This window comes from Herbidospora cretacea, assembly GCF_001570605.1.
Lineage (GTDB): Bacteria > Actinomycetota > Actinomycetes > Streptosporangiales > Streptosporangiaceae > Herbidospora > Herbidospora cretacea.
The window spans coordinates 92,434-116,360 of record NZ_BBXG01000015.1 but is presented as its reverse complement, the minus strand read 5'-3'; the positions used below and the strand labels follow the sequence as shown (position 1 = coordinate 116,360).

Sequence of the window (23,927 nt, the reverse complement as noted above, 5' to 3'; positions counted from 1 at the left end):
ACGACGTGTTAACTTCCCCGCAACGAAATCACCAGGCTCAGAGTTCGCTCTCGCGGGCCCTCAGCAGCTTCTCGTTCTCCCTCGCCTCGCGGGCCCTGACCTTCTCCTGCTCGCGCCGGAGCTTCTCGGCCTCCTTGGCCTCGCGCTCCCGCAGTTTCTCCGCTTCACGCCGGAGTTTCTCCTGCTCCTTGCGCTGACGGCTGAGTTCCTTGGGGTCGGTGCGGGGCTCGGCGGGCAGCGGCGGCGCCAGCACCAAGCCCCTGGACGAGTTGGTCAGGCCGGGCACCGGATCGAGGTCGCTCAGCCCGTTCCAGCAGAGGTTCACCAGATGGGCGGCGACCGCCTCGCGGCTGGGCCGCCGGACGTCGAGCCACCACTGGCCGGTGAGGGCGACCATGCCGACGAGCATCTGGGCGTACATGGGGGCGAGCTTGGGGTCGTAGCCCCGGCCGGCGAACTCGTCGGCCAGGACGTCTTCGACCTGGCTGGCGATGTCGCTGATCAGGCTGGCGAAGGTGCCGGTGCCGGAGGCGGCGTGGGAGTCGCGGACAAGGATCCGGAAGCCCTCGCTGCTCTCCTCGATGTACTGGAGCAGCGCCAGCGCGGCACGCTCCAGTTTCACCCTCGCGTGGGTCGCGGACAGCGCCTGGGTGACGAGCGTCAGCAGGCGCTGCATCTCGCGGTCGATGACGACGGCGTAGATGCCTTCCTTGCCGCCGAAGTGTTCGTACACCACGGGCTTGGAGACGTGGGCGTGGGCGGCGATCTCCTCCACCGAAGTGCCGTCGAAGCCCTTCTCCGCGAAGAGGGCGCGACCGATCTGGATCAGCTGCTCACGCCGTTCCGCGCCCGTCATCCGTCTGCGGGTTCTGGATTCGGTCACGGGACCATAATGGCGGTTGGTTCAAGCAATGCGCTTCGCCGCCAGCCGTTCCGGGTTGGGCCAGCGCACGTCGTAGGCCCATCCGAAGCGCTCGAAGATCTTGATGAGACCGGCGCTGAGGTCGATCTGTCCCTTGAGCACGCCGTGCCGCGCGCAGGTCGGGTCGGAGTGGTGCAGGTTGTGCCACGACTCGCCGAACGAGGGCAGCGCCAGCCACCAGACGTTGCGGGACTTGTCGCGCGACTCGAAGGCCTCGTCGCCGAACACGTGGCAGATCGAGTTGATCGCCCAGGTGACGTGGTGGAGCAGGCCGATGCGGACCAGGGTGCCCCAGAAGAACGCGGTCGCCGCGCCCTGCCACGACCAGGTGATCAGCCCGCCCAGCACGGCCGGCAGCGCCATGGACGTGATCGCCAGCACCGGGAAGAGCTTGTGGAACTTCACGATGTCCGGGTCTTTGACCAGGTCGGGGGCGTACTTCTCGCGGTTGGCGCGCTCGGCCTCGAAGAGCCAGCCCATGTGGGCGTACAGAAGGCCCTTGGTGACGGCCCAGAAAGAGGTGCCGAAGCGCCACGGCGAGTGGGGGTCGCCGTCCTTGTCGGAGAACTTGTGGTGCTTGCGGTGGGTGGCCACCCAGTCGAGGACCGACATCTCCAGCGACATGCTGCCCGCGATGCCCAGTGCGATCTTCAACGGCCGTTTGGCCTTGAACGAGCCATGGGTGAAGTAACGGTGCAGTCCGACCGTCACGCCCAGGCCGGTGAACATGTAGAAGACGAACGCGATGGCGACGTCGACCCAGCTCAGCCAGCCCCAGGCCCAAGCGGCCGGCACGGCGACGGCGAGCGCCACCAGCGGCGCGCCCACCACGATGCCGAAGCTGATGATCTCAGGGCCGGTCTTCCGCTCCGGGTCCATATCGGGTTTGGGCTGCTGAGGGCCCGGTCGCTCCGAGACTACGGTCATGAACTACCTCACGATCTGTAGGTAAGCGGGCTGGTTACGCCACCGTAACCTACGCCATCGTAAGTTAGGAAGTCCTAAGGCGAGAATGGGGAGAAGGTGTATGTGAGAGGTCCATCTCATGGCGCGAAACTGTCTTGCAGAAGAAACACCTGGTCTGCTATGGCGTGGCGCGTTCCGGATGGGAGCCCTAACCAGCATCCTTTCCTGGGGTGTGCCCGGTAAGCTTGGTGGCGATCCGGCGTTGGGTAATTGGCAGCCCGCCAACCTTTGGAGTTGGTTTGTCCTGGTTCGAGTCCAGGCGCCGGAACCGATTAACGTCTCAGGTAAGCTCACGTTGTCTCGCGGGTGACCGTGCGGCATCCGTCTGCTGACCGTTTCGTTCGCGGATCCGAGGGAGCTCCCACAGTGAGTGCGCCGCGCCCGGCCGCCGTCATCGTCCTCGCCGCCGGTGAGGGCACCCGGATGAAGTCCGCCACCCCCAAGGTCCTCCACGAGGTCTGCGGCCGCTCTCTCGTCGGCCACATGCTCCACGCCTCACGCGAGCTGGAGCCGGGCCGCCTGATCGTGGTCGTGGGACACGCCCGTGAGCGGGTCGAGGGGCATCTGGCCTCTTACGGGGATGTGACGTCGGTCGTCCAGGAGCAGCAGAACGGCACCGGCCACGCGGTCCGGATCGTCCTGGAGAACGTCGGCGTCATCGAGGGAACGGTCCTCGTCGTGTACGGCGACACGCCGCTCCTGCGCGGATCCACCCTGGCCGGGCTGCTCGCGGAACACGAGTCGCAGGGCAACGCGGTGACCGTGCTGACGGCCCACGTGCCCGACCCCACCGGCTACGGCCGGATCGTCCGCGGCGCCGACGGCGCGGTGCTGGCGATCGTGGAGCACAAGGACGCCACGCCCGAACAGCTCGCCATCGACGAGATGAACTCCGGCGTCTACGCCTTCGACGGCGCCCTCCTGGCGGATGCCGTCAAGCGCGTGTCGACCGCCAACTCCCAGGGCGAGGAATACCTGACCGACGTGCTGTCGATCCTCCGCGAGGAGGGCCACCGCGTCGGCGCCCACGTCGCCGCCGACCACGTCGAGGTCGAGGGCGTCAACAACAAGGCCCAGCTCGCCTTCGCGCGCCGGGTGCTGAACGACCGCATCGTCCACGACCACATGGTCAACGGGGTGACGATCGTCGATCCGGCCTCGACCTGGATCGACGCCGATGTCACGCTGGAAGCCGACGCCGTCGTCCATCCGAACACCCAGCTCCACGGCGTGAGCAGGGTGGGCGCGGGTGCGGAGGTCGGTCCGGGCTGCACCCTGACCGACACCGTCGTCGGCGCGGACGCCGTGGTCCGCAACGCGGTGTGCGACTCCGCCGAGATCGGCGCGGGCGCGTCGGTGGGCCCCTTCGCCTACCTGCGGCCGGGCACCCGTCTGGGCGCGAAGGGCAAGATCGGCACCTACGTCGAGACCAAGAACGCCGTCATCGGCACCGGCTCCAAGGTGCCCCACCTGAGCTACGTCGGCGACGCGACGATCGGCGAGGGCGCCAACATCGGCGCCGCGACCGTCTTCGTCAACTACGACGGCGTGGACAAGCACCACACGACCGTGGGCGACCACGCCCGCGTCGGCAGCGACACCATGCTCGTCGCGCCGCTGACGATCGGCGACGGCGCCTACACGGCCGCCGGATCGGTGATCGTCAACGACGTCCCCCCCGGCGCGATGGCCGTCGCACGCGGCCGTCAGCGCAACGTCGAGGGCTGGGTGATCCGCCGCCGGTCCGGCACCAAGTCGGCCGAGGCGGCCCAGCGGGCCCTCGAAGAAGGTTCATAACGGTTCAAGGCGCGGGCAGCCCCGCGTATCACTCGGTTTCCCCGGGGCCAGGAGGAGCAAGTCGCATGAGCGGGATCCAGACCATGGGCCAGAAGAACCTGATGTTCTTCTCGGGCCGGGCATACCCACAGCTTGCCGAGGAGGTCGCGCGCAACCTGGGGGTGGAGATCACCCCGACCTCCCTGCGTGACTTCGCCAACGGAGAGATCTACGTCCGCTACCTGGAGTCGGTCCGGGGCTGCGACGCGTTCGTGATCCAGAGCCACACGGCTCCCATCAACCAGTGGATCATGGAACAACTGATCATGGTCGACGCGCTGAAGAGAGCCTCGGCCAAGCGCGTGACCGTCATCATGCCCTTCTTCGGGTACGCCCGGCAGGACAAGAAGGGCCGCGGCCGCGAGCCGATCACCGCACGCCTGATGGCCGACATGTTCAAGCAGGCCGGCGCCGACCGTCTGATGTCCATCGACCTGCACACCTCGCAGATCCAGGGCTTCTTCGACGGCCCGGTCGACCACCTGTTCGCGATGCCGATCCTGATCAACTATCTGCGCGACAAGATCGACCCGGCGTCGACGACCATCGTGTCGCCCGACACGGGCCGGGTCCGCCTCGCGGAACGCTGGTCGGACGCCCTCGGCACGCCTGTCGCCTTCATCCACAAGCGTCGGGATCTTGACGTGGCGAACCAGGTGAAGGTGAACGAGGTCGTCGGCAAGGTCCGCGGGCGCACGTGCGTGCTGATCGACGACATGATCGACACGGGCGGGTCGATCTGCAAGGCGGCCGACGCGCTTTACGACCACGGAGCCACGAACGTGATCGTGGCGGCGACCCACGCGGTGTTCTCCGACCCGGCGGTGGATCGGCTGAAGAACTCGGCGATCTCCGAGGTCATCGTGACGAACACGCTGCCGATCTCGGAGGAGCAGCGGTTCGACAAGCTGACCGTGCTGTCGATCGCCCCGCTGATCGCGCGGGCCATCACCGAGGTGTTCACCGACGGCTCGGTGACCAGCCTGTTCGAGGGCGACTCGTAACCGGAACGACTTCACGGGCCGATCGGTGACTCACCGGTCGGCCCGATCACTGTTCGAGGCGGATCGGGTAGTCGAGTACGGCACGGTTGCCCGGAATGACGATCGGGTCGGCGACTTGCGTTCCTTCGACGTCATGATCGTTCGCGCCGGTCAGGCCGTACAGGATAGTGCACTAAGCTGGAACGAGTGCCTGTAACGCCTTCCGCTAGGGCGGGTGAGGGTGGGCGCTAATCCGAAACCGTGATCCCTAGGAGATCGTCGTGTCCGAAGTCAAGATCGCTTCCGAGCTGCGTGACCAGTTCGGCAAGGGTGCCGCTCGTAAGATCCGTCGCGCCGACCGTGTTCCGGTCGTGCTCTACGGTCACGGCACCGAGCCCCGTCACCTCACGATGCCCGGGCACGACCTGCTGCTCGCGCTGCGCACGCCCAACGTCCTCATCCGGATCGAGGGCGCGGTCGACGAGCTCGCGCTCCCCAAGGGTGTGCAGCGTGACCCGATCAAGGGTTTCCTCGAGCACGTCGACCTGATCCTGGTCCGCCGGGGCGAGAAGGTCACCATCGAGATGCCGGTCACGGTCTCGGGTGAGGTCGTCAACGGCGCCATCCTCGACCAGCAGCTGGTGCAGATCTCGGTCGAGGCCGAGGCGACCAACCTGCCGAGCGGTGTCGAGATCGACGTCGACGGCAAGGACGTCGGTTTCGCCGTCCACGCCGGTGACCTCGACCTGCCGAAGGGCACCACCCTCGCGGTGGAGCCCGACACGCTGGTGCTCCACGTCATCGCCGCGCCGACCGTCGACCTGCCCGAGGAGGGCGAGGCCGAGGCCGCCGCTGAGGCGCCCGCCGCCGAGGCCGGCGACGAGGCCGCCGAGGGCGAGCAGGCTGCCGCCGCCGAATAAGGCGTTTCTGTAAGGTCCCCCACAGGGAGATCCTGTGGGGGACCTTTCGGTGTGTGAGGAGACATGCGAGTGGACCGCTGGCTGATCGCCGGGCTGGGCAATCCCGGGCCTGAGTACGCCGGGAACCGGCACAACGCGGGCTTCATGGTGGCCGAGGAGCTGGCCGCGCGGGCCGGCGGGCGGTTCAAGGCACACCGGTCGCGCGCCGAGGTGCTCGAAGGGCGGCTGGCCGGGGTGCCGGTGGTGCTGGCCAAGCCCATGACGTTCATGAACCTCTCGGGAGGGCCGGTGAAGGCCCTCGCCGATTTCTACAAGACCGGGCTGAACCTCATCGTGATTCACGACGAGCTCGATGTGCCCTACGGCGCGCTGCGCGCCAAGAAGGGCGGCGGCGACAACGGGCACAACGGGCTGAAGTCGATCACCAAGGCGATGACGCCCGACTATCTGCGGCTGCGGTTCGGGATCGGGCGGCCGCCCGGTCGCATGGACACCGCCGTCTACGTGCTGAAGGACTTCGCGACCGCCGAGCGCAAGGACCTGCCGTTCCTGGTCGACCGCGCGGCCGACATGGTCGAGTCGCTGATGGTCAACGGGCTGGAGCCCACCCAGAACAAGTTCCACGCCGGTGACCTCAACCCGGTCAAGCCCCCGCGGTAGCCCATTCCGGCGTCCACGTGCCGGGCTGCGGCCTGGTCGTGCCGAGATGGGCGCGGAGCGCGGTGAGGGTGGCGTGCGGGTTGTCGCGGCGCCAGATCAGCGAGTGGGGATAGACCGGGGTCGGCTCCCGTACGGGAATGCGCCGCAACCCCTGCTCCGGAGGCCAGACCAGCCGGGTCCCCTCGCCCAGGAACGTCGCCAGTGACGGCGATCCGGCGAGCGTGTCGGGCAGCGGGTCGGTCCCGAAGCCGGGCCCGGTCACCTCGATGGTGAGCCCGAACGCGGCGGCGAGGGCGCCGTAGTAGGCGGCCCACTCGGTCCCGGCCACGATGCCGGGCATCCAGATCCGGTGCCCGGCGAGCTCGGCCGGGCTGACCACGGTCGCGCCGGCCAGCGGGTGGGCCGGGCCGGTGAGCAGGTGGAGGGGCTCGTCGTGCACCCGGACGGCCGCGACGTCACCGGGGAGCCGCGCCGGGTCGACGGCGCGGAACGACGCGTCGACCGTTCCCGACGTGATCGCCTCCAGGGCGGCACCGGCGTCGAAGAGCGTCACGACGTCGAGTTCGGCATCCGGGCAGGCGCGCTGGAACCCGCCCAGGACGGCCGCCGGGGCGAGCCGCCGCCCGATCACGTCGACCCGCAGCGCGCGCCGGCTCAGGCGGACGCTGGCCAGGGCCCTTTCCTCGGCGCGGAGCAGGTCGCGGGCGTGCGGGAGGAAGGCCTGTCCGTCGGCGGTGAGCTTGGCGCCGCGTGCGGTGCGCGTGAACAGCTTCACTCCGAGGGTCCGCTCCAGCGCGGCGACGCGCTTGGACACGGCCTGCTGGGTGATCGACAGTTCGTCGGCGGCGTCCTGGAACCGGCCGGCGTCCACCACCGCGACGAAGCCGCGCACGACGTCCAGATCCATCCCCGCAGGCTAGTGGTCGGCACAACCGCTCGTTGTGGGAGGCCGGACGGCGAGTTGTTTGAGGCCGGGGGCCGGGGACCGATTTGATACCCGGCGTGGATCGGCGATTCGGGTGGTTGTGGGCGGCTTACGCGGTCAGCTCCTACGGCACGTGGCTGGGGTTCGGGGCGTTCTCGCTGATCGCGGTGGTGGTGCTGGACGCGGGGCCGGCGCAGGTGTCGGCGCTGTCGGCCGCGGGGCTGGCCGTGGGGGCGGTGGTCGCCCTGCCGCTCGGGCACTGGGTGGAGTTCCGGGGCAAGCGGCGGGTGATGGTCGCGATGGACCTGGTCCGGTTCGCGGCCCTGGCCAGTGTTCCGGTCGCGTTCGTGCTCGGTTGGCTCACCTTCGGCCAGCTGGTGGTCGTGGCCGTCGTCGCGGCGGCGGCGAAGATCGCTTTCAACGCCGCTTCGGGGGCCTTCCTGAAGACGCTGCTCTCGCGGGAGGACCTGCTGGTCGCCAACAGCCGGCTGGAGTCGACGATGTGGTCGGCGAGCGTGGTCGGGCCGCCGCTCGGCGGGCTCGCGATCGGGGTGCTCGGGCCGGTCGTGACGGTGGTCGCGGACGCGGTCAGTTACCTGCTGTCGGCGGTGTTCGTGCGGGCGATCGGCGGCGGTGAGCCTCCTGCGGCGCGGAACGCGGCCCGGCTGCGGCCCACCGATCTGCTCGACGGGTGGCGCGACATTCTGGCCCACCGTCCGCTGCGGCGGCTGTTCCTCAACGTCGTCTTCTTCAACGGCCTGGTCATGGCGACCGAGCCGCTGCTGGCCGTCCTGCTCCTGGGCCGGCTGGGGTTCACGCCGTGGCAGTACGGGCTGGTGTTCGCGCTGCCCTGCGTCGGCGGGCTCGTCGGGGCGCGGCTGGCGCGGCGGCTGGTGCCCCGGTTCGGGCAGTGGGCGGTGCTGCGCGTGGCGGGGGCGCTGCGGGTGTGCTGGCCCTTCTGGCTGGCGTTCGTCCAGCCGGGCCTGCCGGGGATCGTGCTGGTCGTGGTCGTCCAGTTCGGGCTGGTGACCTGCTGTGCGGTGTTCAACCCGGTCGTGGCCACCTACCGGCTGGAGCACATCGCCCCCGACCGGGTCGCCCGCACCCTGACCGCGTGGTCGGTGAGCACCAGCGCGGCCATCGCGGTGCTGACCGCGCTCTGGGGCCTGCTGGCCGCCGCCGTCGGCCTGCGCGAGGCGGTCGCGGCGGCTGGGGTGCTCCTCCTGTTCACCGGCTTGTCAGGCAAACCCTGACGCGTTAGTTTGTCAGGACATCCCTGACGAACAGGAGCGTCTCATGACCGTGGCCGCCCGAATCCGGTGTTCCTTCTGCGGCAAGGCCGACACCGAGGTCCAGCGGATCGTCGCCGGTCCCGGGGTCTACATCTGCGACGAGTGCGTGAGCCTGGCCGCGACGGTCATCGAGCAGAGCGCCGCGACCGCCGGGGAAGACCCGGCCAGGCCGAAGCTGCCGATCTGGAGCTCTCTGTCCGACGACGAGATGCTCGGCCACATCCCCCGCGTCGCCGCCCACATCGACGCCACCGAGGCCGACCTCGTCGCCTGGGTGCGCGAGCTGCGCCGCCGGGGCACCACCTGGACGAAGATCGGCGAGGCTCTGGGCATCACCCGCCAGTCGGCCTGGGAGCGCTTCTCCGGCGAGGAATGACACCTTTCATTGAGAAATGTCCGATGAAAATTTCATCGTCGGATTCCTCCGTAAAGGCCGCCATTACAAACGCCTCGCAAGTACTGCAAATGGGTTGCAACGGGCTACAGTGAGCGAACGCTGCTGCTCGATCGACACAGTCGCGGGAACAACCGAGGGGAACGAGAATGGCCGGTTTCGCCAATGGTTCATGGGCATCGTCGACCGGCGACGCGCCGCCCATCACGCGAATCGACCCGACGATCCCCCATCCGGCCCGCATCTACGACTACCTCCTGGGCGGCAAGGACCACTTCGCCTCCGACCGCGAGGCCGGCGACCAGCTCATCAAGCTCTCGCCCGGCACCCGCGAGGGCGTGCGCGCCCACCGCGCGTTCCTCCGCCGGGCCGTGCGCCACCTCGCGGACGAGGCCGGGATGACCCAGTTCCTGGACATCGGCACCGGCATCCCCACGCAGGGGAACACCCACGAGATCGCCCAGGCCGTCAACCCCAAGTCCCGCGTGGTGTACGTGGACAACGACCCCATCGTCCTGGTCCACGGACGCGCCCTGCTGACGAGCAGCGACGAGGGGATGACCACGGTCATCGAGGCCGACCTGCGCGACCCTGACAGCATCCTCGGGCACCCTGAGGTCAACGGGATGCTCGACTTCTCCCAGCCGGTGGCGATCATCATGGCCGGTGTCCTGCACTTCGTCACCGACGACAACCGGCCCGTCGAACTGGTCGAGCGCTACAAGGCGGCCGTGCCCTCGGGCAGCCGTCTGCTGGTCTCCCACATCACGCTCGACTTCGCCCCGCAGGTCGCCGAAGACGACTTCACCAAGCCCTACGACAAGGGCCCGGCCTCCATGGTCCCGCGCACCCACGCGCAGGTCGGCGAGTTCTTCCAGGGCTGGACGCTCGTCGACCCCGGCCTCGCCGAGGTCGTCACGTGGCGGCCCGACGAGGACGAATACCAGGAGACCATCCCGGGCGGCGGCCACGCGTGGGCGTACGGCGGCGTGGCCGTGAAGCCGTAACGCCCCTTTTCTTTCAGGATCTCCATTCCATGATGTTCTGGAACAGTTCCGCCTGTTCGATCGCGTCGTCCAATGCGTGGTGCGAGTGGGGATGGGTGGAATGGAGCTCTTTCGGCATCTGTCGTTTCGATGACCACATGAGCGGAACCCCGGCCTTCGCGGCGTAAAGCGTTTTGATGTCCATCGCCCTGGAATGCCCGAACGGCGAATCGCCGGTGAAATTCAGGAAATACCAGTAGATCCACATCCAGTCGAAGGACAACGGGAACGCGACCAGTACCGGGGTCGTCCCGTCGCACACCTTCCGCACCCATGAGGCCGCCGCCGCCATCGCCTCTTTCGGGTGGCGGCCCTCACGGAGGAGCAGGTCACGGTCGAGACCGCTGACCTCCAGGGCCGACGGGACGAACGCGTCGCTGATGGGGCGCAGCTCCGCGTAGAAGGTCGTCGCCGTCGGGTCGACGCGGGTGAACTCGCGGCCGAGCCGTCGTCCCGCCACCGTCATCCCGAAACTCACCATGGAATATGGGCCTGGAATGGGGCCGTCCGCCTCAATGTCGACGGAAATGTACGTCTCGGCTTTCACTGAATTCTCCCAGGAGCTGGCGCTAGCATTCCTGCGGTCGGTAAACGTTCGGTAAAGGGGCGTGTGGGTGACAGTCGTCGACCGGCCGAAGACGGCCATCAAGCGCATGGGGCCCGGGTGGGCGGCGCGATATCGGGCCACAGTGATCGTCTCCGACGTGCTGTGCGCTCTTCTCGCCGGTGGGCTCGCGGTTGTCGTCCGGTTCGGTGAGGTTACTCCCTATGTCGAGCCGTACGCCGTGTTGAGCGGTGCGCTGCCGGTTCTGTGGGTCGTGGTGGTCGGGTTGAGCCGGGCCTACGAGCCGCGGTTCGCCGGGGTGGGGTCGGAGGAGTTCCGGCGGGTCGCGCGAGCCGGGGTGATGCTCACGGCCGCCGTCGCGGTGGGATCGTACGTGACCAAGATCGATCTCGCACGTGGTTACGTTATCATCGCGTTACCGGTCATGACGGTTCTGACGCTGCTCGCCCGTTATGCCCTTCGGCGCAGGCTGCACCGTAAGCGGACGAAACTCCAGTGCATGCGCCGGGTCGTCGCCGTGGGACACAAGGAGTCGGTGGCGGATCTGATCCGGCTCGTCCAGAAAGAGCGCTATCACGGCATGCACATCGTCGGGGCCTGTCTCCCCGACGACGGCGCCTCCGTCGAGGAGGTCGCCGGCGTGCCCGTGCTGGGCGGGTTCTCCGACGTTCCGCTCGCGGTCGACCAGATCGGGGCCGACACCGTCGCGGTGCTCGCCTGCCCGGAGCTCGACGGGTCGGCGCTGCGCCGGCTCGCCTGGCGGCTGGAGCGGTCGCGGACCGACCTGGTGGTGGCCCCGGCGCTGATGGAGGTGGCGGGGCCGCGTACGACGATCAGGCCGGTCGCGGGCATGCCGCTCCTGCACGTCGAGCACCCCGAGCTGGCGGGCGGCCGGCGGCTGGTGAAGAACGTCTTCGACCGCGTCGTCGCCGGGCTCGGGCTGGTCCTGGTCTCGCCGCTGTTCCTGGCCGTCGCCGTCGCGGTGAAGACGACCAGTCCCGGGCCCGCGTTCTTCCGGCAGACCCGGGTCGGCAAGGACGGCGCGACGTTCACCATCGTCAAGTTCCGCACGATGGGGGTCGACGCAGAGAGCCGCAAGGTCGAGCTGGTCAGCGACGCCGACGGCGTGCTCTTCAAGGTCAGGAACGACCCCCGCGTCACCCGCGTCGGCGCCTTCCTGCGCCGTCACTCGCTCGACGAACTGCCCCAGCTGGTGAACGTGGTCAAGGGCGACATGTCCCTGGTCGGCCCCCGCCCGCCGCTGCCCCAGGAGGTCGCCCGCTACGGCGACGACGTGCGGCGCAAACTCCTTGTCAGGCCGGGAATGACGGGTTTGTGGCAGGTGAGCGGGCGCTCGGATCTGTCGTGGGAGGAAGCGGTACGGTTGGACCTGCGCTACATGGAAAACTGGTCACTCACCCTCGACCTCCAGATCATGTGGAAGACGTGGTCGGCCGTGGCACGCGGATCAGGAGCCTACTAAGCAGTGATGAGCATCAGAGACGATCACGCCCTCGCCGGAGACCTCGCGACGGAGGCGGGTGAGAGACTGCTCCGCCTGCGGGCCCAGCTCGGCTTCGACGACGCCAAAGCGCTGAAGGACGCGGGAGACCAGTCGTCCCACGAGTTCCTCGTCGAGTCGCTCGGACGGCTCCGCCCCAGCGACCACATCCTGTCGGAGGAGGGCGCGCGCACCGAGGCGGCGCGGCTGTCCGCCAACCGGGTCTGGATCGTCGACCCCCTCGACGGCACCCGTGAGTTCTCCGAGGCCGGCCGGGTCGACTGGGCCGTCCACGTCGCGCTGTGGGAGGGCGGCAAGCTGGCCGCCGGGGCGATCGCGCTCCCGGCCCAGGGCGCGACCCTGACCACGGCCAACCCGCCCCAGCTGCCGCGTCGCGAAGGCCAGCGCATCCGGATCGCGGTCTCCCGCACCCGCCCGCCGGAGTTCGTGCAGAAGCTCGCCTACCTGGTCGGGGCCGACCTCGTCCCGATCGGCAGCGCCGGCGCGAAGATCGCCGCCGTGCTGACCGGTCAGGTGGAGGCATACGTCCACGCGGGTGGGCAGTATGAATGGGACTCGGCCGCTCCGGTGGCCGTGGCGCTGGCCGCGGGAGCCCACGCGAGCCGGATCGACGGATCGGAGCTGGTGTACAACCAGGCCGACCCCTCGTTGCCGGATATCCTTGTTTCCCTACCGGATCTGGCGCCGATGCTCCTCGCCGGGATCCGTGACCTGCACCAGTAACTTCATAAGGAACTGTTTTGCTGCAGCATGACTACACGACGTCGCAGCTCGACGTCCTCGAAGCCGAGGCGATCCACATCATGCGTGAGGTCGCGGCCGAGTTCGAGCGACCCTGTCTGCTCTTCTCCGGCGGCAAGGACTCGATCGTCATGCTGCGCATCGCCGAGAAGGCCTTCTGGCCGGCCCCCATCCCGTTCCCGCTGATGCACGTCGACACCGGGCACAACTTCCCCGAGGTGATCGACTACCGCGACCGGCGGGCGGCCGAGCTGGGGGCGCGGCTGGTGGTGGCGTCCGTACAGGACTCGATCGACGCCGGACGGGTGGTCGAGGAGACCGGGCGGCGCGCCTCGCGCAACCGGCTCCAGACCACCACCCTGCTCGACGGGATCGAGGAGAACGAGTTCGACGCCGTCTTCGGCGGCGCGCGGCGCGACGAGGAGAAGGCCCGCGCCAAGGAGCGGGTGTTCTCCTTCCGCGACGACTTCGGCCAGTGGGACCCGAAGAACCAGCGGCCCGAGCTCTGGAACCTTTACAACGCGAAGATCCGCAAGGGTGAGCACATCCGGGTCTTCCCGCTGTCCAACTGGACCGAGCTCGACGTGTGGGACTACATCCGCCGCGAGGGCATCGAGATCCCGTCCATCTACTTCGCCCACACCCGCCGGGTGTTCGAGCGCGACGGCATGCTGCTGCCCGAGGGCGACGTGGTGCAGCGCGGCGACGACGAGCCGCTGTTCGAGGCGACCGTGCGCTACCGCACGGTCGGCGACATGACCTGCACCGGCGCGGTCACCTCGACCGCCGCCACGGTCGACGAGATCATCGCCGAGATCGCGGCGACCCGGATCACCGAGCGTGGCGCGACCCGCGCCGACGACCGCGCGTCCGAAGCCGCCATGGAGGACCGGAAGAAGGAAGGCTACTTTTAATGGACATCCTTCGTTTCGCGACGGCGGGCAGCGTCGACGACGGCAAGTCGACCCTGATCGGACGCCTCCTGTTCGACTCCAAGGCCATCTTCGAAGACCAGCTCGAAGCGGTCGAGCGCACCAGCCGCGACCGGGGCACCGAATACACCGACCTGTCACTGCTGACCGACGGCCTGCGCGCCGAGCGTGAGCAGGGCATCACGATCGACGTGGCCTACCGCTACTTCGCCACGCCGAAGCGGAAGTTCATCATCGCCGACACCCCGGGCCACATTCAGTACACCCGGAACATGGTGACCGGCGCCTCGACCGCCGACCTGGCGATCATCCTGATCGACGCGCGCAAGGGCGTGCTGGAGCAGTCGCGCCGCCACGCCTTCCTGACGACGCTGCTGCGGGTGCCCCACCTGGTCGTCGCGATCAACAAGATGGACCTGGTCGACTACGCCGAGGAGCGCTTCGAGGAGATCCGCGAGGAGTTCACCCAGTTCGCCAGCAAGCTGAACGCGAGCGACCTGAGCTTCATCCCGATCTCCGCCCTCCATGGCGACAACGTGGTCTCCCGCTCGGAGAACATGCCGTGGTACCAGGGGCCGTCGCTGCTCCACCACCTGGAGCACGTCCACATCGCCTCCGACCGCAACCTGGTCGACGTGCGCTTCCCGGTGCAATACGTGATCCGCCCCCACAAGACCGAGTTCCACGACTACCGGGGTTACGCCGGTCAGGTCGCGGGCGGGGTGCTGAAGCCGGGCGACGAGGTCATGCACCTGCCGTCGGGCCTCACCACGAAGATCGCCTCGATCGACACCTTCGACGGGCCGGTGACCGAGGCGTTCGCGCCCATGTCGGTGACCCTCCGGCTGGAGGACCACCTCGACATCTCGCGCGGCGACATGATCTGCCGGCCGAACAACCAGCCGAAGGTCGCCCAGGAGATCGACGCGATGGTCTGCTGGATGGCCGACGCCACCAAGCTCACCCCGCGCACCAAGTTGACCATCAAGCACACCACCCGGACCGCCCGCGCCCTGGTGAAGGACCTCCACTACCGGCTCGACGTCAACACCCTCCACCGCGACGAGGCCGCCACCAGCCTGTCGCTCAACGAGATCGGCCGGGTGTCGCTGCGCATCACCCAGCCGCTGTTCGTCGACGACTACGCACGCAACCGGCTCACCGGCGGCTTCATCCTCATCGACGAGGCCACCAACGGCACCGTCGGCGCGGGCATGATCGTCTAAACCCGGGTATAGGTAGATCCTTGAGCGTTCGGTGAACGCTTAGTTACTCTCCGCTGTAGCGTCAGCACGTTCCGTATCCACTTCGGGGGTCGTGCACGTGTCTGACGCTCAGCCGATGATCTTCGTTGGAGGGCTGGGGCGCAGCGGGACGACGCTGCTGGAGCGCCTTCTGGGCGAGCTTCCCGGCGTCGCGCCGCTGGGCGAGGTCGTCCATCTCTGGCACCGAGGGGTGCGCTCGAACGAGCCGTGCGGTTGCGGGCGGCCGTTCTCGCAGTGCCGTTTCTGGCACGAGGTCGGCGACCGCGCCTTCGGGGGCTGGCGTCCGGCCAAGGCCGAGCGGCTGCTCGAACTGCGTCACAAGGTCGACCGCACCCGCCGGGTGCCCGTGTTCGTGCTGGGCCTGATCAGCCGTGAGGCGCAGCTCACCGAGTACGTCGCCGCCTACCACCGCGTCTACGCGGCGGCGGCCGAGGTCGTGCGCGGTCAGGTGGTCGTCGATTCGAGCAAGCACGCCTCGCTGGCCTACTGCCTGTCGGCCATCCTCGACCTGACCGTCGTCCACGTCGTGCGCGATCCGCGTGCGGTGGCCGCCTCGTGGCGGCGCAAGGTCGCGCGGCCGGAGGACGGCCGTCCGATGGCCCGGTGGTCGCCGGCCCGCACCGCCGTCCACTGGTTCGTGCAGAACCTCGCCTACGAGGTGCTGCGCCGCAAAGGGGTGCCGATCGTCCGGGTCCACTACGAGGACCTGGTCGAGGAGCCGGCCGACACGCTGCGCAAACTGGCCGGCAAGCTCGGGCTGCCCGACAGCCACGAGGCGCTGGCCTTCATCACCGGCCGCAGCGCCCGGCTCGGCGTCGCCCACACCGTCTCCGGCAACCCCATGCGCTTCCACGTGGGCCGCGTGCGCTTCCGCGACCGGCGTCCTGACCTGCCCTTCCCCCATCGCTGGGCGGTCACCGCGCTCACTCTCCCCCTTCTTCTCTGGTACGGCTACCGCCTCACCTACTGACCTACCGATCGGAGGCAACGATGACCTCGACCGTCGGCGTCGTCATCCCCACCCGTGGTGACCGTCCCCTGCGAGCCACGATCGACGGTGTGCTCGCCCAGCGCCCGGCCGCCGTCGTGGTCGTCGTGGACGGAGCGCCGTTAACGTCCGTCGACGATCCCCGCGTGAAAGTCGTGCCCAACTGCCTGAGCCCGGGTCTGCCGGGGGCCCGCAACACCGGGATCGCGGCGCTCGACACCGACCTGGTGGCCTTCTGCGACGACGACGACGTGTGGCTGCCCGGGAAGCTCGACGCCCAGGTCCGGCTCCTGGAGGACACCGGGGCCGAGTTCGTGAGCTGCGGGATCGAGGTCGAATACGGCTCGCGCCGGGTGACCCGGCTGGCCGGTCGCACCGAGATCACCGCCGCCGACCTGACCCGGTCGCGCATGGTGATGGTCCACTCCTCGACCTACCTCTTCACCAAAGGGGCCCTCTGGGTCGACGAGAGCGCGCCCGGCGGCCAGAACGAAGACTGGGACCTGGCGCTGCGGGCGGCCAAACGACGTCCGATCGCCCACGTCGACCGGCCGCTCGTGCGGGTGCGGTGGGGCGGCTCCCACTACGCCACCCGCTGGGCCGACCGCATCAGCGGGCTGGAGTGGATGCTGGCCCGGCATCCCGAGATCGCCGACGACGCGCGCGGGGCCGCCCGGATCTACGGCCAGCTCGCCTTCCACCACGCCGCCCTCGGCCGCCGGAAGGAGGCCCGGCGGTTCGCCGCCCTGGCCTTCCACTCCAGGCACCGGGAGCCCCGGGCCGCGCTGGCGATGGCCGTGGCGGCCGGGCTGGTCTCGGCTCCGGCCGTGCTGAGCGCGCTGCATACCCGCGGTCACGGAATCTGATGCGCACGCGCATCGTCGCGCCGCCCAAACGGCGGCGGGTCATCGTGGGCGGGGTGGCCATCGACCGGCTGACCGAGATCGAGGTGGTCGACCGGGTGATCGGGGCCATCCGGCGCGGTTCCGGCGGCCATCTGGTGACGCCCAACGTGGACATCTGCCGGGCGTGCGCGCGTGATCCCGCGCTGCGCGCCCTGGTCGCGCGGGCGACCATCGCGGTGGCCGACGGGATGCCGCTGGTGTGGGCGGCCCGGCTGCTCGGCAAGCCGGTGCCGGCGCGCATCACGGGAGCCGACCTGATCTGGTCGCTGTCGGAGGCGGCCGCGTTCTACCGGGTGCCGATCTACCTGCTGGGCGGGCCGCCCGGTGTCGGCGACCGGGCCGCGCGGGCGCTGTGCGAGCGCTATCCGGGGCTGTCCATCGCCGGGGTGGACGCGCCGCCGTGGGGGTTCGAGGAGGACGCCGACCAGTTCGCCGCCGTGCGTGAGGCGCTGCTGTCGGCGCGTCCGCTGCTGGTGTTCGTCGGGCTGGGGTTCCCCAAGCAGGATCTGCTCATCGAGCGGCTGCGGGGGGACCTGCCCGAGGCCTGGTTCGTGGGGTGCGGGTCGGCGATCGCGTTCGCCGGGGGCGCGGTGGCGCGGGCGCCCGCGTGGATGCGGGACCGCGGGCTGGAGTGGCTGTTCCGGCTGCTCAGTGAGCCGTCGCGGCTGGCCAGGCGTTATCTGGTCGACGATCTGCCGTTCGCGGTGCGGCTGCTGACCGTGTGCGCGGTGCGGCGGCTGTTCACCTGAGGGTCAGCCGGCTGACCCTCTCGGCGTCGGCGGCGGACAGGCGCGACCTGGCCGCCGCCGTTCTGCTGTCGGTGGGGCGGAAGGCGGTCCGCGAGGTGCCCTGCCAGGCGAAGGTGGCCTCCTGGGTGAGGCCGGTGCACGACCGGGTGATCGTGGCGGCCGACCGGTCGGTCCAGGGGATGCCGCACCATTCGTACAGGCTGCGGAAGCCGAAGTGGGGGTCGGCGGCCAGGTCCTCGTAGGCGACGGCGCGGATGTTGGGGTGGCGCATCCGGCGGACCGACTCGTGGGCGGCCTTCCAGAGGGCCGCGACCTTCTCCAGGCGGTCGTGCGCGTCGGCCAGGGCCGAGACGTGGGGGTGGTCCCGGACGAGGAGGGGCTGGCCGAGCAGGTCGGCGGGGTTGGCGGTCCAGCCGAGGTGGTCCCAGCTCCCGGCGAAGGTGATCGGGTCGCGGGTCAGGATGACGACGCGGCAGTCGAGCCGGTCGGCGAACCACTCCGCCGACCACAGGGCGAAGGGGTCGTCGAGGAGGGCCTTGCGGCCGGTCAGGCGGCCGTGTGTGAACGAGGTCCCGTATTTCAGGTAACGGGCGGGCGAGGGGGGCCAGGGGAGTTCGGCGTGCCAGCGGAACCTCAGGGCCAGCGTGTCCCGGAACGGTTTGAGCCACGCCGCCTCGTTGTCCCGGCAGATGTACTGGAAACGGTTTCTGACCTGGGCGTTCAGGACTCCCCGGTAGGGGCGTTCGGGGTTGAGGGGCTCGTTGACGTAGACGAGCTCGCCCGAGGCGCAGAGCATGCGGCCGGCCCACGAGGTGCCGCTGCGGGGCAGGCCGGTGACGAGGATCACGCGGCGGCCCTGGAGAGCCGGGCGAGCGGCAGCAGGTTCTTCACGAGCACCCCTCCCGCCCAGCCGAGCGCCGCGCCGAACGCGCCGTGGGCCGGGACGAGCAGCAGATCGAGCACGACGGTGGCGGCGAGCGCGGCGGCGATGGTGGCGAGACTGGCCTTGGTCCGGCCTGAGGCGATCATGACGACGTCGACCATCCCGCAGGCCGAGGCGACCATCATGGTGACGGCCACCACGATCGCCGTGTCGGCGGCGTGGGCATAGCCGTCGCCGAAGAGCTGGAGGATCTGCGGCGCGAAGACGGCGTACAGGATCCAGAAGGGCCAGGTCAGGGCCATCTGGGTGTGGGCCGCCCGCCGATGCAGGGCGCGCGCCGCCTCCGGCTCTCCCCGCGCGAACCGCCGCACCAGCTCAGCCTGTACGCCCTGCGCCAAGCCCTGCCCGACGAGCTGCCCGACCACCTTGAACCGCGTCGCGGCGACGTAGAAGGCGGCCTCGGCGGGCCCGGCGAGGAACGCGACGATCACGACGTCGAGCCGCTGGAAGACGGCCTGGAGCGCGGCGGCCGCCGACCGGGGTCCCGTGTAGGTCCAGAACTCCCGCCACGACGTCACCGTCTCGACGCCCCGCAGCCGCCACGCGGCGACCACGACCACCGGGACGGCCGGGGTCCCCCACGCCACGATGAGCCAGGGAGCGGAGAGCCCGGCGGCCAGCGCGCCCCCGACGAGGAGAAGCTGCGCGACGGGCTGCACCAGCCCGCTGAGCAGCAGCGTCTCCCGCATCGCCCCGGTTCCCCGGGTGGCCGTCACGAGCACGTCGGCGACCACGACGAAGGGCAGCACGAGAGCGAGCGCCGGTTCGGCGCCGGCGAGGAGGACGGCAGCGCCCAGAGCTCCGGCGACTACGGGAACCAGCGCGACCCGGAGGAGCGGAGCCGCTGTCCCGGAGACGACTTCCCGCAGCGCGGTCGGGCGGGCGCCGGGTGGGGGCGACGGATGCCCCACGGCTGCCGGTTGAGGTGTCGGAGAGTCGTCGGGCCGGCGGGCTCGGAAGTAGATGAGGCCGTTGCCGGTGTCGAGGCGTAACACCCCGGCCAGCATCAGGCCGAGCGCCGTCGTGGTGAAGAACGCGCCCGCTTCGGCGGGGGGCAGGGTCCGGGTGATCAGCAGGGTGACGGCGAACTGGGCCGCCGCGCTGGTCCCGGCTCCGGCCAGCCCGGCCGCCGACCTCAGACGCGCCATGAAGGGGTCGCGTCGAGCCAGGGGAGCAGCAGCGCGTCCCACGGCAGGAAGTGCTCCGACAGCCGCGCGCGCAGGCCGGGCGCGATCGTCGAGTAGGTCCGCGAGTTGTGGCGCTCGAAGACCGGGTCGGCCGCCGGGGGCAGGCCGAGGAAGTCGAGGAGGTCGGCGTACACGGGCATGGGGTCGGTGAAGAAGCGGCCGCTGTCGATGACCTTGACGCGGTTCCGGGGGATCACCGGTTCGAGGCGGGCGAGCTGTTCGGCGTAGCGGCCCCGGGCCAGATAGGCGTGGTGCCGGTGGGCGTGGCTCGACGACAGCGGCGCGGCGCAGAGCCGGGCGCTCTCCCCGGCGAGGCGTTCGGGCTCCAGCTCGACGGCGCGGGCGAAGGACGGCTCCGACTCGAAGCCCCGCGCGAGTTCGTGCGCATGGGCCGAAATGGCACGTTCCACCGGATCCCGGACGAGCACGATCAGCTTCACCTCCGGCAGGTCCCACGCGATGCGCGGCCCGGCCAGCGGATGGAACAGGTAGTAGGGCGCCGACTCGAAGGCCAGCATGCCCGCCCGCCGCAGCGGGAAATGCGCCCGGTACCAGGCCAGACCGCGCCCATAGGCCATGTCGAAGTAGTGGACGCCCTTGCGCAGCACCGGTTTGGCGACGAGCGGGTGCTGCGACAGGGCCCGGTAGAGGGACGTCGTCCCGCACCGCTGGGCCCCCACGATCAGGAACGACGGGAGCATCCGGGCGCTCCCCGTCAGCCGCCCCGCCGTGATCGACACGGCGTGGGCGGTCGTCTTCAGTGCCCTCACGTCAGGGATTCCAGCCCGTCGACGGCGGGGTTCAGCCACTTCGCGGGCGGGCCCAGCGGCTCGTGGCCGCTGGAGCGGTGGCGTTCGGCCAGGGTCATCAGGTAGGCGGCGGCGGTCACCCGGGCCTCCTCATAGCTGATCCCGAAGGGTTCGAGCAGGCGTCCCGACTGCGCGACGCACGCCTTGGCCGCCGACACCGGGCGCATCCGCCGCAGCGCCGTCTGGAAGAAGTAGTGCAGCGTGTCGAAGCCCAGCGGCACGCCGGTGCCGAACCGCTCCCAGTCCCAGACCAGCAGCCGGTCGCCCATCGGCGCGACGTTCCAGGGCGAGAAGTCGCCGTGCCAGGCGCCCTTGCCGAGCGCGGCGATCTCCTTGGCCGCCGCCGCCAGCAGGTCGGCCGACGGCTTGCCCTTCGTGACCGGCAGCGGGGTCAGGACGAGGACGTCGAGGCCGCGCCACTCGCCGTGGTGCATCACCTTGGGCGCCATGACGACGTCGAACGGGTGGCGGGCGATGGCGCGCAGCGTGTCGGCCTCGTGGCGGATCAGGTCTTTCGTGTGCTGCTTGTCGCCGATCTTCACGAAGGCGAGGAGGCCGGTGTCGCCGTACAGCTCAAGGATGGGTTTGCGGTTCGCCCGGCGGGCCGGGCGGACGTGGAGCGTGGCCCGCAGCCGGTGGCCGAGCACGTCGCCGAGGTGCGTCTCGATCGTGTCGGGACCTTCGGGGACCAGCACCCGCCCGCCGACGTGCCAGGGCGCGCGGGGCACCAGCCGCCGGGGGACGAGCCGGCTCGGCAGCAGAGTCCGGGCCGTTGACGTGGAAGACGGCGGGAACAGCAAGGAGATCACCTCATCCAGATAGCGCAGCCGTATGCGGAAGTCCTTCACGTCGCGTTCCGCCACAGGACCGCGAACGAGATCAGATAGAGGGTCAGGGCACTTACCAAGCCGTCGTAGATGAACATGTAGAACAGGACGAGCAGCATGACCAGGCTTCCCGCCTGCCCGACAGGCGACCGATCATGCCAATGGCGTCTGATCGCCCCCGCGAAGAACCCGACATACAGGGCCGCGCCGGTGAAACCCTGGGTGATGAGCAGCAGCCAGAGCTGACCGTCCGACCCCAGCGGCGGATGCCCGCAGGAGCGGCACCAGTCGGTCCGGCCGGTGGTGATCGTGCGATGGCTCCCGAACGCGTTGCGGGTGTTCCCGTAGCCGATGACCGGCGACGTGGCGGCGACCCTGACGGTGGTGGCGACCGTGAAGGCCCGGATGTCGTTGGAGTGCGGCCGGTCGACCCGGGCCGCGACGACCTGCCCCAGCGGCGAGAGCACCAGGGCCGCGCCGGTGGCGGTCGCGAGCACCAGCAGCGCCGCCCGGCTGCGGTTCCTCATGATCGTGTACGCGATGCAGACGGCGATCGCGGCCCACAGCCCCCGGTTGAGCGAGTAGACGATCGGCACCGCCGCCACCGCCACCGCGACCACCGCGACCACCCGGCGGCCCGGACCGCCGTGGATCCACCACCCGACGACGAACCAGACCAGCAAGATCGAGACGTTCCCACCCCAGGCGTTGGCCCACTCGAAGGGGGCCTCCGGGCGGGGCGCGGCGTGGCCCAGGACGTGCTGGATCTGCGCGGCGGTCGGATGGACGAGGTTCGTGACGAAGGCGTGGTCGGGAAGCAGATACTCCATCGGCGCGGTGAACTCGAACCTCGGCGCCAGCACCCCGAGCACCCCACCGGCGACCGCCGTGAGGAACAGCACGCCCAGCATCCTGACCAGCGTCAACTGGGGAAGCTCCTCCTCGGTCAGGTTCCCCAGGTAGAGGACGACGACGAACAGCGCCACGTAGACCGCGAGCCGCATGGCGTAGCCGACCACCCGCCCGGCGCCGAACTCGCCGTAGGTCCCGGCCGGGGTGGCGTCCAGCATGACGGCGCTCACCAGATACCCGACGATGAGCAGCGCCCACAGCCCCATGCCCCGAGGTATCCGCACGGGCCGCCGCAACCACAGCACCACCGCCATGGGCACCGCGACCACGACGATGGACAACCCCCCGAAGCCGAGGGCCCACCAGACGGGGTAACCCACGAGAAACGCCGCGATCGGCCAAGCGGCGGGCGCCAGTCGCCAGGTCACGGATATCCCCTGGTCACAGTAGGTCCCTGCGTTGCTGGGGGATGTCCACGGTCGGGGGTTGCTGGGAGCGCAACGCGTCGACCGCCAGGGTGCCGGGGGCGCCCGCCTGGTCGACCGCGATCACGCCGAGCACGTCGATGCCTCGCCGCTTCAAGGACCGGGCCGTCTTGATGACCCAGGGCGCACGGATCCGGCCCAGGGCCACGGCCAGCACGGCGGCGTCGGTGGGGCCCGCCGTCACCAGGAGGATGCCGCTCGCCGGGGGGAAGCCCTCCTCCAGCGTCCAGGCCACGTGGGCGGGCTCGACCCCGAGGCCCTCGACCAGGACGCTTCGGTGACCGGCCGCGGTGACCACGGCGGCGAACTCCTCGCCCTGGGGGAGGAGGGCCAGGTTGGTGAGGCGCTCCACGTCGGCCGGGGTGCGCAGGCGGGTGTCGTAGCGGTCGCGGGCGAAGGCGGCCCCCGCACCGAGCAGGATGCCGGCGAACAGGCCGCCGCCCACGTACAGCGACGGGCGGGGTTCGCTCGGTTCGGTGGGCGGGGTGGCCGGGGTGATCACCGTCCCGGGCGTGACGGAGGTGGTCTTGAGGACGTCGTACCGGAGACTGAGGGCCGTCGCCTGGCGGGACAGCACCGTCTGCTGGTGAGCGGCCAGGGCGCGCTGCGGAGTCCCCCGCGCGTGCCGGGACATCGTCACCAGAGCCGTGCTGAGCTGGCTGTTCACCAGGCGGAGCTTGGTCAGGACGGCCCGCCGCTGCTCGGTCAGCACGGCCTCCGCAGAGGCCAGGCGGTGCGCCAGGTAGGCGTCCGCGAAGGCCTGCGCCCCCCGGGCCGCGCCGGCGGAATCGCGCCAGGTGAACGAAATCCGAAGAATTCCCGAATTAGGCGGAACATCAACGGAAACCAGCCCCCGAAGCGTCTCCGCATCCCCTCCGACAACCTGTGCGGCATTCGTCGCCACGACGGAGGATTGAGCAATCTGCGCCTCGGTGTCGAGATTGAGAGCTTCGCGCTGCCGGGCCGTCACCAGATTCTGCGGCTCGGCGAGACCGGTCGGCGACACCTGGACCTCGGCCACGCCGACATACGCCGTCGGCGCCGTCCACAGCAGTCCGACACCGGCCATGACGCCGAGAAACAGGCAGGTCAAGGCGATGGTACGGCGGCGGCGGAACACGGAGCCGTACTCCGCGAGGTCGCGGCTGTGCCGCGCTGGCTGGCTCATGCAGGTCTCCGATGGGGGTCAAGCGACTACGAACCCTAGCCGGGC

At 69.9% G+C, this 23,927-nt stretch carries 24 protein-coding genes and 1 tRNA gene; 15 read left to right on the top strand and 10 right to left on the bottom strand.

Annotated features, from left to right (window positions below; genetic code table 11):
- Window positions 1-37: 37 nt before the first annotated feature.
- Both AW270_RS26270 and AW270_RS26265 read right to left on the bottom strand, forming a co-directional pair.
- Window positions 38-883, bottom strand: coding sequence for a TetR/AcrR family transcriptional regulator (locus AW270_RS26270; protein WP_245674860.1), 846 nt, complete (start codon window positions 881-883; stop codon window positions 38-40).
- Window positions 884-904: 21 nt separating this feature from the next.
- Window positions 905-1,849 (bottom strand): acyl-CoA desaturase, encoded by a 945-nt coding sequence (locus AW270_RS26265; RefSeq protein ID WP_061298621.1) that lies wholly within the window; start codon window positions 1,847-1,849, stop codon window positions 905-907.
- A 234-nt stretch (window positions 1,850-2,083) separates the two neighbouring features.
- Between AW270_RS26265 and AW270_RS26260 the strand changes: the two genes are divergently transcribed.
- From AW270_RS26260 to pth, 5 genes are all read left to right on the top strand, one after another.
- Window positions 2,084-2,156, top strand: a tRNA-Gln gene (locus tag AW270_RS26260).
- 98 nt (window positions 2,157-2,254) lie between these two features.
- A complete protein-coding gene (gene glmU / locus AW270_RS26255; protein WP_061298620.1) occupies window positions 2,255-3,685 on the top strand; it encodes a bifunctional UDP-N-acetylglucosamine diphosphorylase/glucosamine-1-phosphate N-acetyltransferase GlmU in 1,431 nt (476 codons plus the stop codon).
- A gap of 65 nt (window positions 3,686-3,750) precedes the next feature.
- On the top strand, window positions 3,751-4,728 hold the full coding sequence (locus AW270_RS26250; RefSeq protein ID WP_061298618.1) for a ribose-phosphate diphosphokinase: 978 nt from the start codon (window positions 3,751-3,753) through the stop codon (window positions 4,726-4,728).
- 260 nt (window positions 4,729-4,988) lie between these two features.
- The gene (locus tag AW270_RS26245) at window positions 4,989-5,627 is read left to right on the top strand and encodes a 50S ribosomal protein L25/general stress protein Ctc (RefSeq protein ID WP_061298616.1); all 639 of its coding nucleotides are present in this window, start codon (window positions 4,989-4,991) and stop codon (window positions 5,625-5,627) included.
- Between the two features lie 63 nt (window positions 5,628-5,690).
- A complete protein-coding gene (gene pth / locus AW270_RS26240) occupies window positions 5,691-6,287 on the top strand; it encodes an aminoacyl-tRNA hydrolase (protein ID WP_061298614.1) in 597 nt (198 codons plus the stop codon).
- On the opposite strand, the gene AW270_RS26235 is transcribed toward pth, so the two are convergent.
- Window positions 6,271-7,194, bottom strand: a complete 924-nt coding sequence (locus AW270_RS26235; protein WP_061298612.1) for a LysR family transcriptional regulator — start codon at window positions 7,192-7,194, stop codon at window positions 6,271-6,273. The genes pth and AW270_RS26235 overlap by 17 nt on opposite strands.
- Window positions 7,195-7,289: 95 nt before the next feature.
- On the opposite strand from AW270_RS26235, the gene AW270_RS26230 reads away from it, so the two are divergent.
- From AW270_RS26230 to AW270_RS26220, 3 genes are all read left to right on the top strand, one after another.
- A complete protein-coding gene (locus tag AW270_RS26230) occupies window positions 7,290-8,465 on the top strand; it encodes an MFS transporter (RefSeq protein ID WP_245674859.1) in 1,176 nt (391 codons plus the stop codon).
- A gap of 43 nt (window positions 8,466-8,508) precedes the next feature.
- The gene (locus tag AW270_RS26225; RefSeq protein ID WP_061298610.1) at window positions 8,509-8,880 is read left to right on the top strand and encodes a ClpX C4-type zinc finger protein; all 372 of its coding nucleotides are present in this window, start codon (window positions 8,509-8,511) and stop codon (window positions 8,878-8,880) included.
- 167 nt (window positions 8,881-9,047) lie between these two features.
- On the top strand, window positions 9,048-9,905 hold the full coding sequence (locus tag AW270_RS26220) for an SAM-dependent methyltransferase (RefSeq protein ID WP_061298607.1): 858 nt from the start codon (window positions 9,048-9,050) through the stop codon (window positions 9,903-9,905).
- A 13-nt stretch (window positions 9,906-9,918) separates the two neighbouring features.
- Here AW270_RS26220 and AW270_RS26215 read toward each other — a convergent pair whose 3' ends face one another.
- Complete coding sequence (locus AW270_RS26215) at window positions 9,919-10,491, bottom strand: 3'-5' exonuclease (protein WP_061298605.1); 573 nt, start codon at window positions 10,489-10,491, stop codon at window positions 9,919-9,921.
- Window positions 10,492-10,597: 106 nt separating this feature from the next.
- On the opposite strand from AW270_RS26215, the gene AW270_RS39905 reads away from it, so the two are divergent.
- The 7 genes from AW270_RS39905 to AW270_RS26180 all read left to right on the top strand — a co-directional run bounded on the left by AW270_RS39905 (window position 10,598) and on the right by AW270_RS26180 (window position 17,611).
- A complete protein-coding gene (locus AW270_RS39905; protein ID WP_061298773.1) occupies window positions 10,598-11,992 on the top strand; it encodes a sugar transferase in 1,395 nt (464 codons plus the stop codon).
- 3 nt (window positions 11,993-11,995) lie between these two features.
- Complete coding sequence (locus AW270_RS39900; RefSeq protein ID WP_061298603.1) at window positions 11,996-12,754, top strand: 3'(2'),5'-bisphosphate nucleotidase CysQ; 759 nt, start codon at window positions 11,996-11,998, stop codon at window positions 12,752-12,754.
- A gap of 17 nt (window positions 12,755-12,771) precedes the next feature.
- Entirely contained in the window at window positions 12,772-13,686 is a 915-nt protein-coding gene (gene cysD, locus AW270_RS26200; protein ID WP_061298602.1) for a sulfate adenylyltransferase subunit CysD, read from the top strand.
- Window positions 13,686-14,930 carry a sulfate adenylyltransferase subunit CysN gene (gene cysN, locus AW270_RS26195; protein WP_061298600.1) on the top strand — a complete coding sequence of 415 codons (1,245 nt, stop codon included), beginning with the start codon at window positions 13,686-13,688 and terminating at the stop codon, window positions 14,928-14,930. Before cysD ends, cysN begins: the two co-directional genes overlap by 1 nt.
- A 115-nt stretch (window positions 14,931-15,045) precedes the next feature.
- On the top strand, window positions 15,046-15,939 hold the full coding sequence (locus AW270_RS26190; RefSeq protein ID WP_061298597.1) for a sulfotransferase family protein: 894 nt from the start codon (window positions 15,046-15,048) through the stop codon (window positions 15,937-15,939).
- 20 nt (window positions 15,940-15,959) lie between these two features.
- Window positions 15,960-16,823 carry a glycosyltransferase family 2 protein gene (locus tag AW270_RS26185; RefSeq protein ID WP_061298595.1) on the top strand — a complete coding sequence of 288 codons (864 nt, stop codon included), beginning with the start codon at window positions 15,960-15,962 and terminating at the stop codon, window positions 16,821-16,823.
- Complete coding sequence (locus AW270_RS26180) at window positions 16,823-17,611, top strand: WecB/TagA/CpsF family glycosyltransferase (protein WP_061298593.1); 789 nt, start codon at window positions 16,823-16,825, stop codon at window positions 17,609-17,611. Before AW270_RS26185 ends, AW270_RS26180 begins: the two co-directional genes overlap by 1 nt.
- Here the strand turns inward: AW270_RS26180 and AW270_RS26175 are convergent.
- Genes AW270_RS26175 through AW270_RS26150 form a run of 6 tightly spaced genes read right to left on the bottom strand, consistent with a single transcriptional unit; the run spans window position 17,604 to window position 23,882 of the window.
- On the bottom strand, window positions 17,604-18,458 hold the full coding sequence (locus AW270_RS26175) for a sulfotransferase (protein WP_061298591.1): 855 nt from the start codon (window positions 18,456-18,458) through the stop codon (window positions 17,604-17,606). The two genes, AW270_RS26180 and AW270_RS26175, sit on opposite strands and share 8 nt — an antisense overlap.
- Window positions 18,455-19,702 (bottom strand): lipopolysaccharide biosynthesis protein, encoded by a 1,248-nt coding sequence (locus AW270_RS26170; protein ID WP_061298588.1) that lies wholly within the window; start codon window positions 19,700-19,702, stop codon window positions 18,455-18,457. Before AW270_RS26170 ends, AW270_RS26175 begins: the two co-directional genes overlap by 4 nt.
- On the bottom strand, window positions 19,690-20,511 hold the full coding sequence (locus AW270_RS26165) for a sulfotransferase domain-containing protein (protein WP_061298586.1): 822 nt from the start codon (window positions 20,509-20,511) through the stop codon (window positions 19,690-19,692). The genes AW270_RS26170 and AW270_RS26165 overlap by 13 nt, the downstream gene beginning before the upstream one ends.
- Window positions 20,508-21,398: a hypothetical protein gene (locus AW270_RS26160; RefSeq protein WP_061298771.1), complete on the bottom strand. Its 891-nt coding sequence runs from the start codon at window positions 21,396-21,398 to the stop codon at window positions 20,508-20,510. The genes AW270_RS26165 and AW270_RS26160 overlap by 4 nt, the downstream gene beginning before the upstream one ends.
- Window positions 21,395-22,657: a hypothetical protein gene (locus AW270_RS26155; RefSeq protein WP_245674858.1), complete on the bottom strand. Its 1,263-nt coding sequence runs from the start codon at window positions 22,655-22,657 to the stop codon at window positions 21,395-21,397. The genes AW270_RS26160 and AW270_RS26155 overlap by 4 nt, the downstream gene beginning before the upstream one ends.
- A gap of 13 nt (window positions 22,658-22,670) precedes the next feature.
- Window positions 22,671-23,882, bottom strand: coding sequence for a YveK family protein (locus AW270_RS26150; RefSeq protein WP_061298584.1), 1,212 nt, complete (start codon window positions 23,880-23,882; stop codon window positions 22,671-22,673).
- Between the last annotated feature and the right edge of the window lie 45 nt (window positions 23,883-23,927).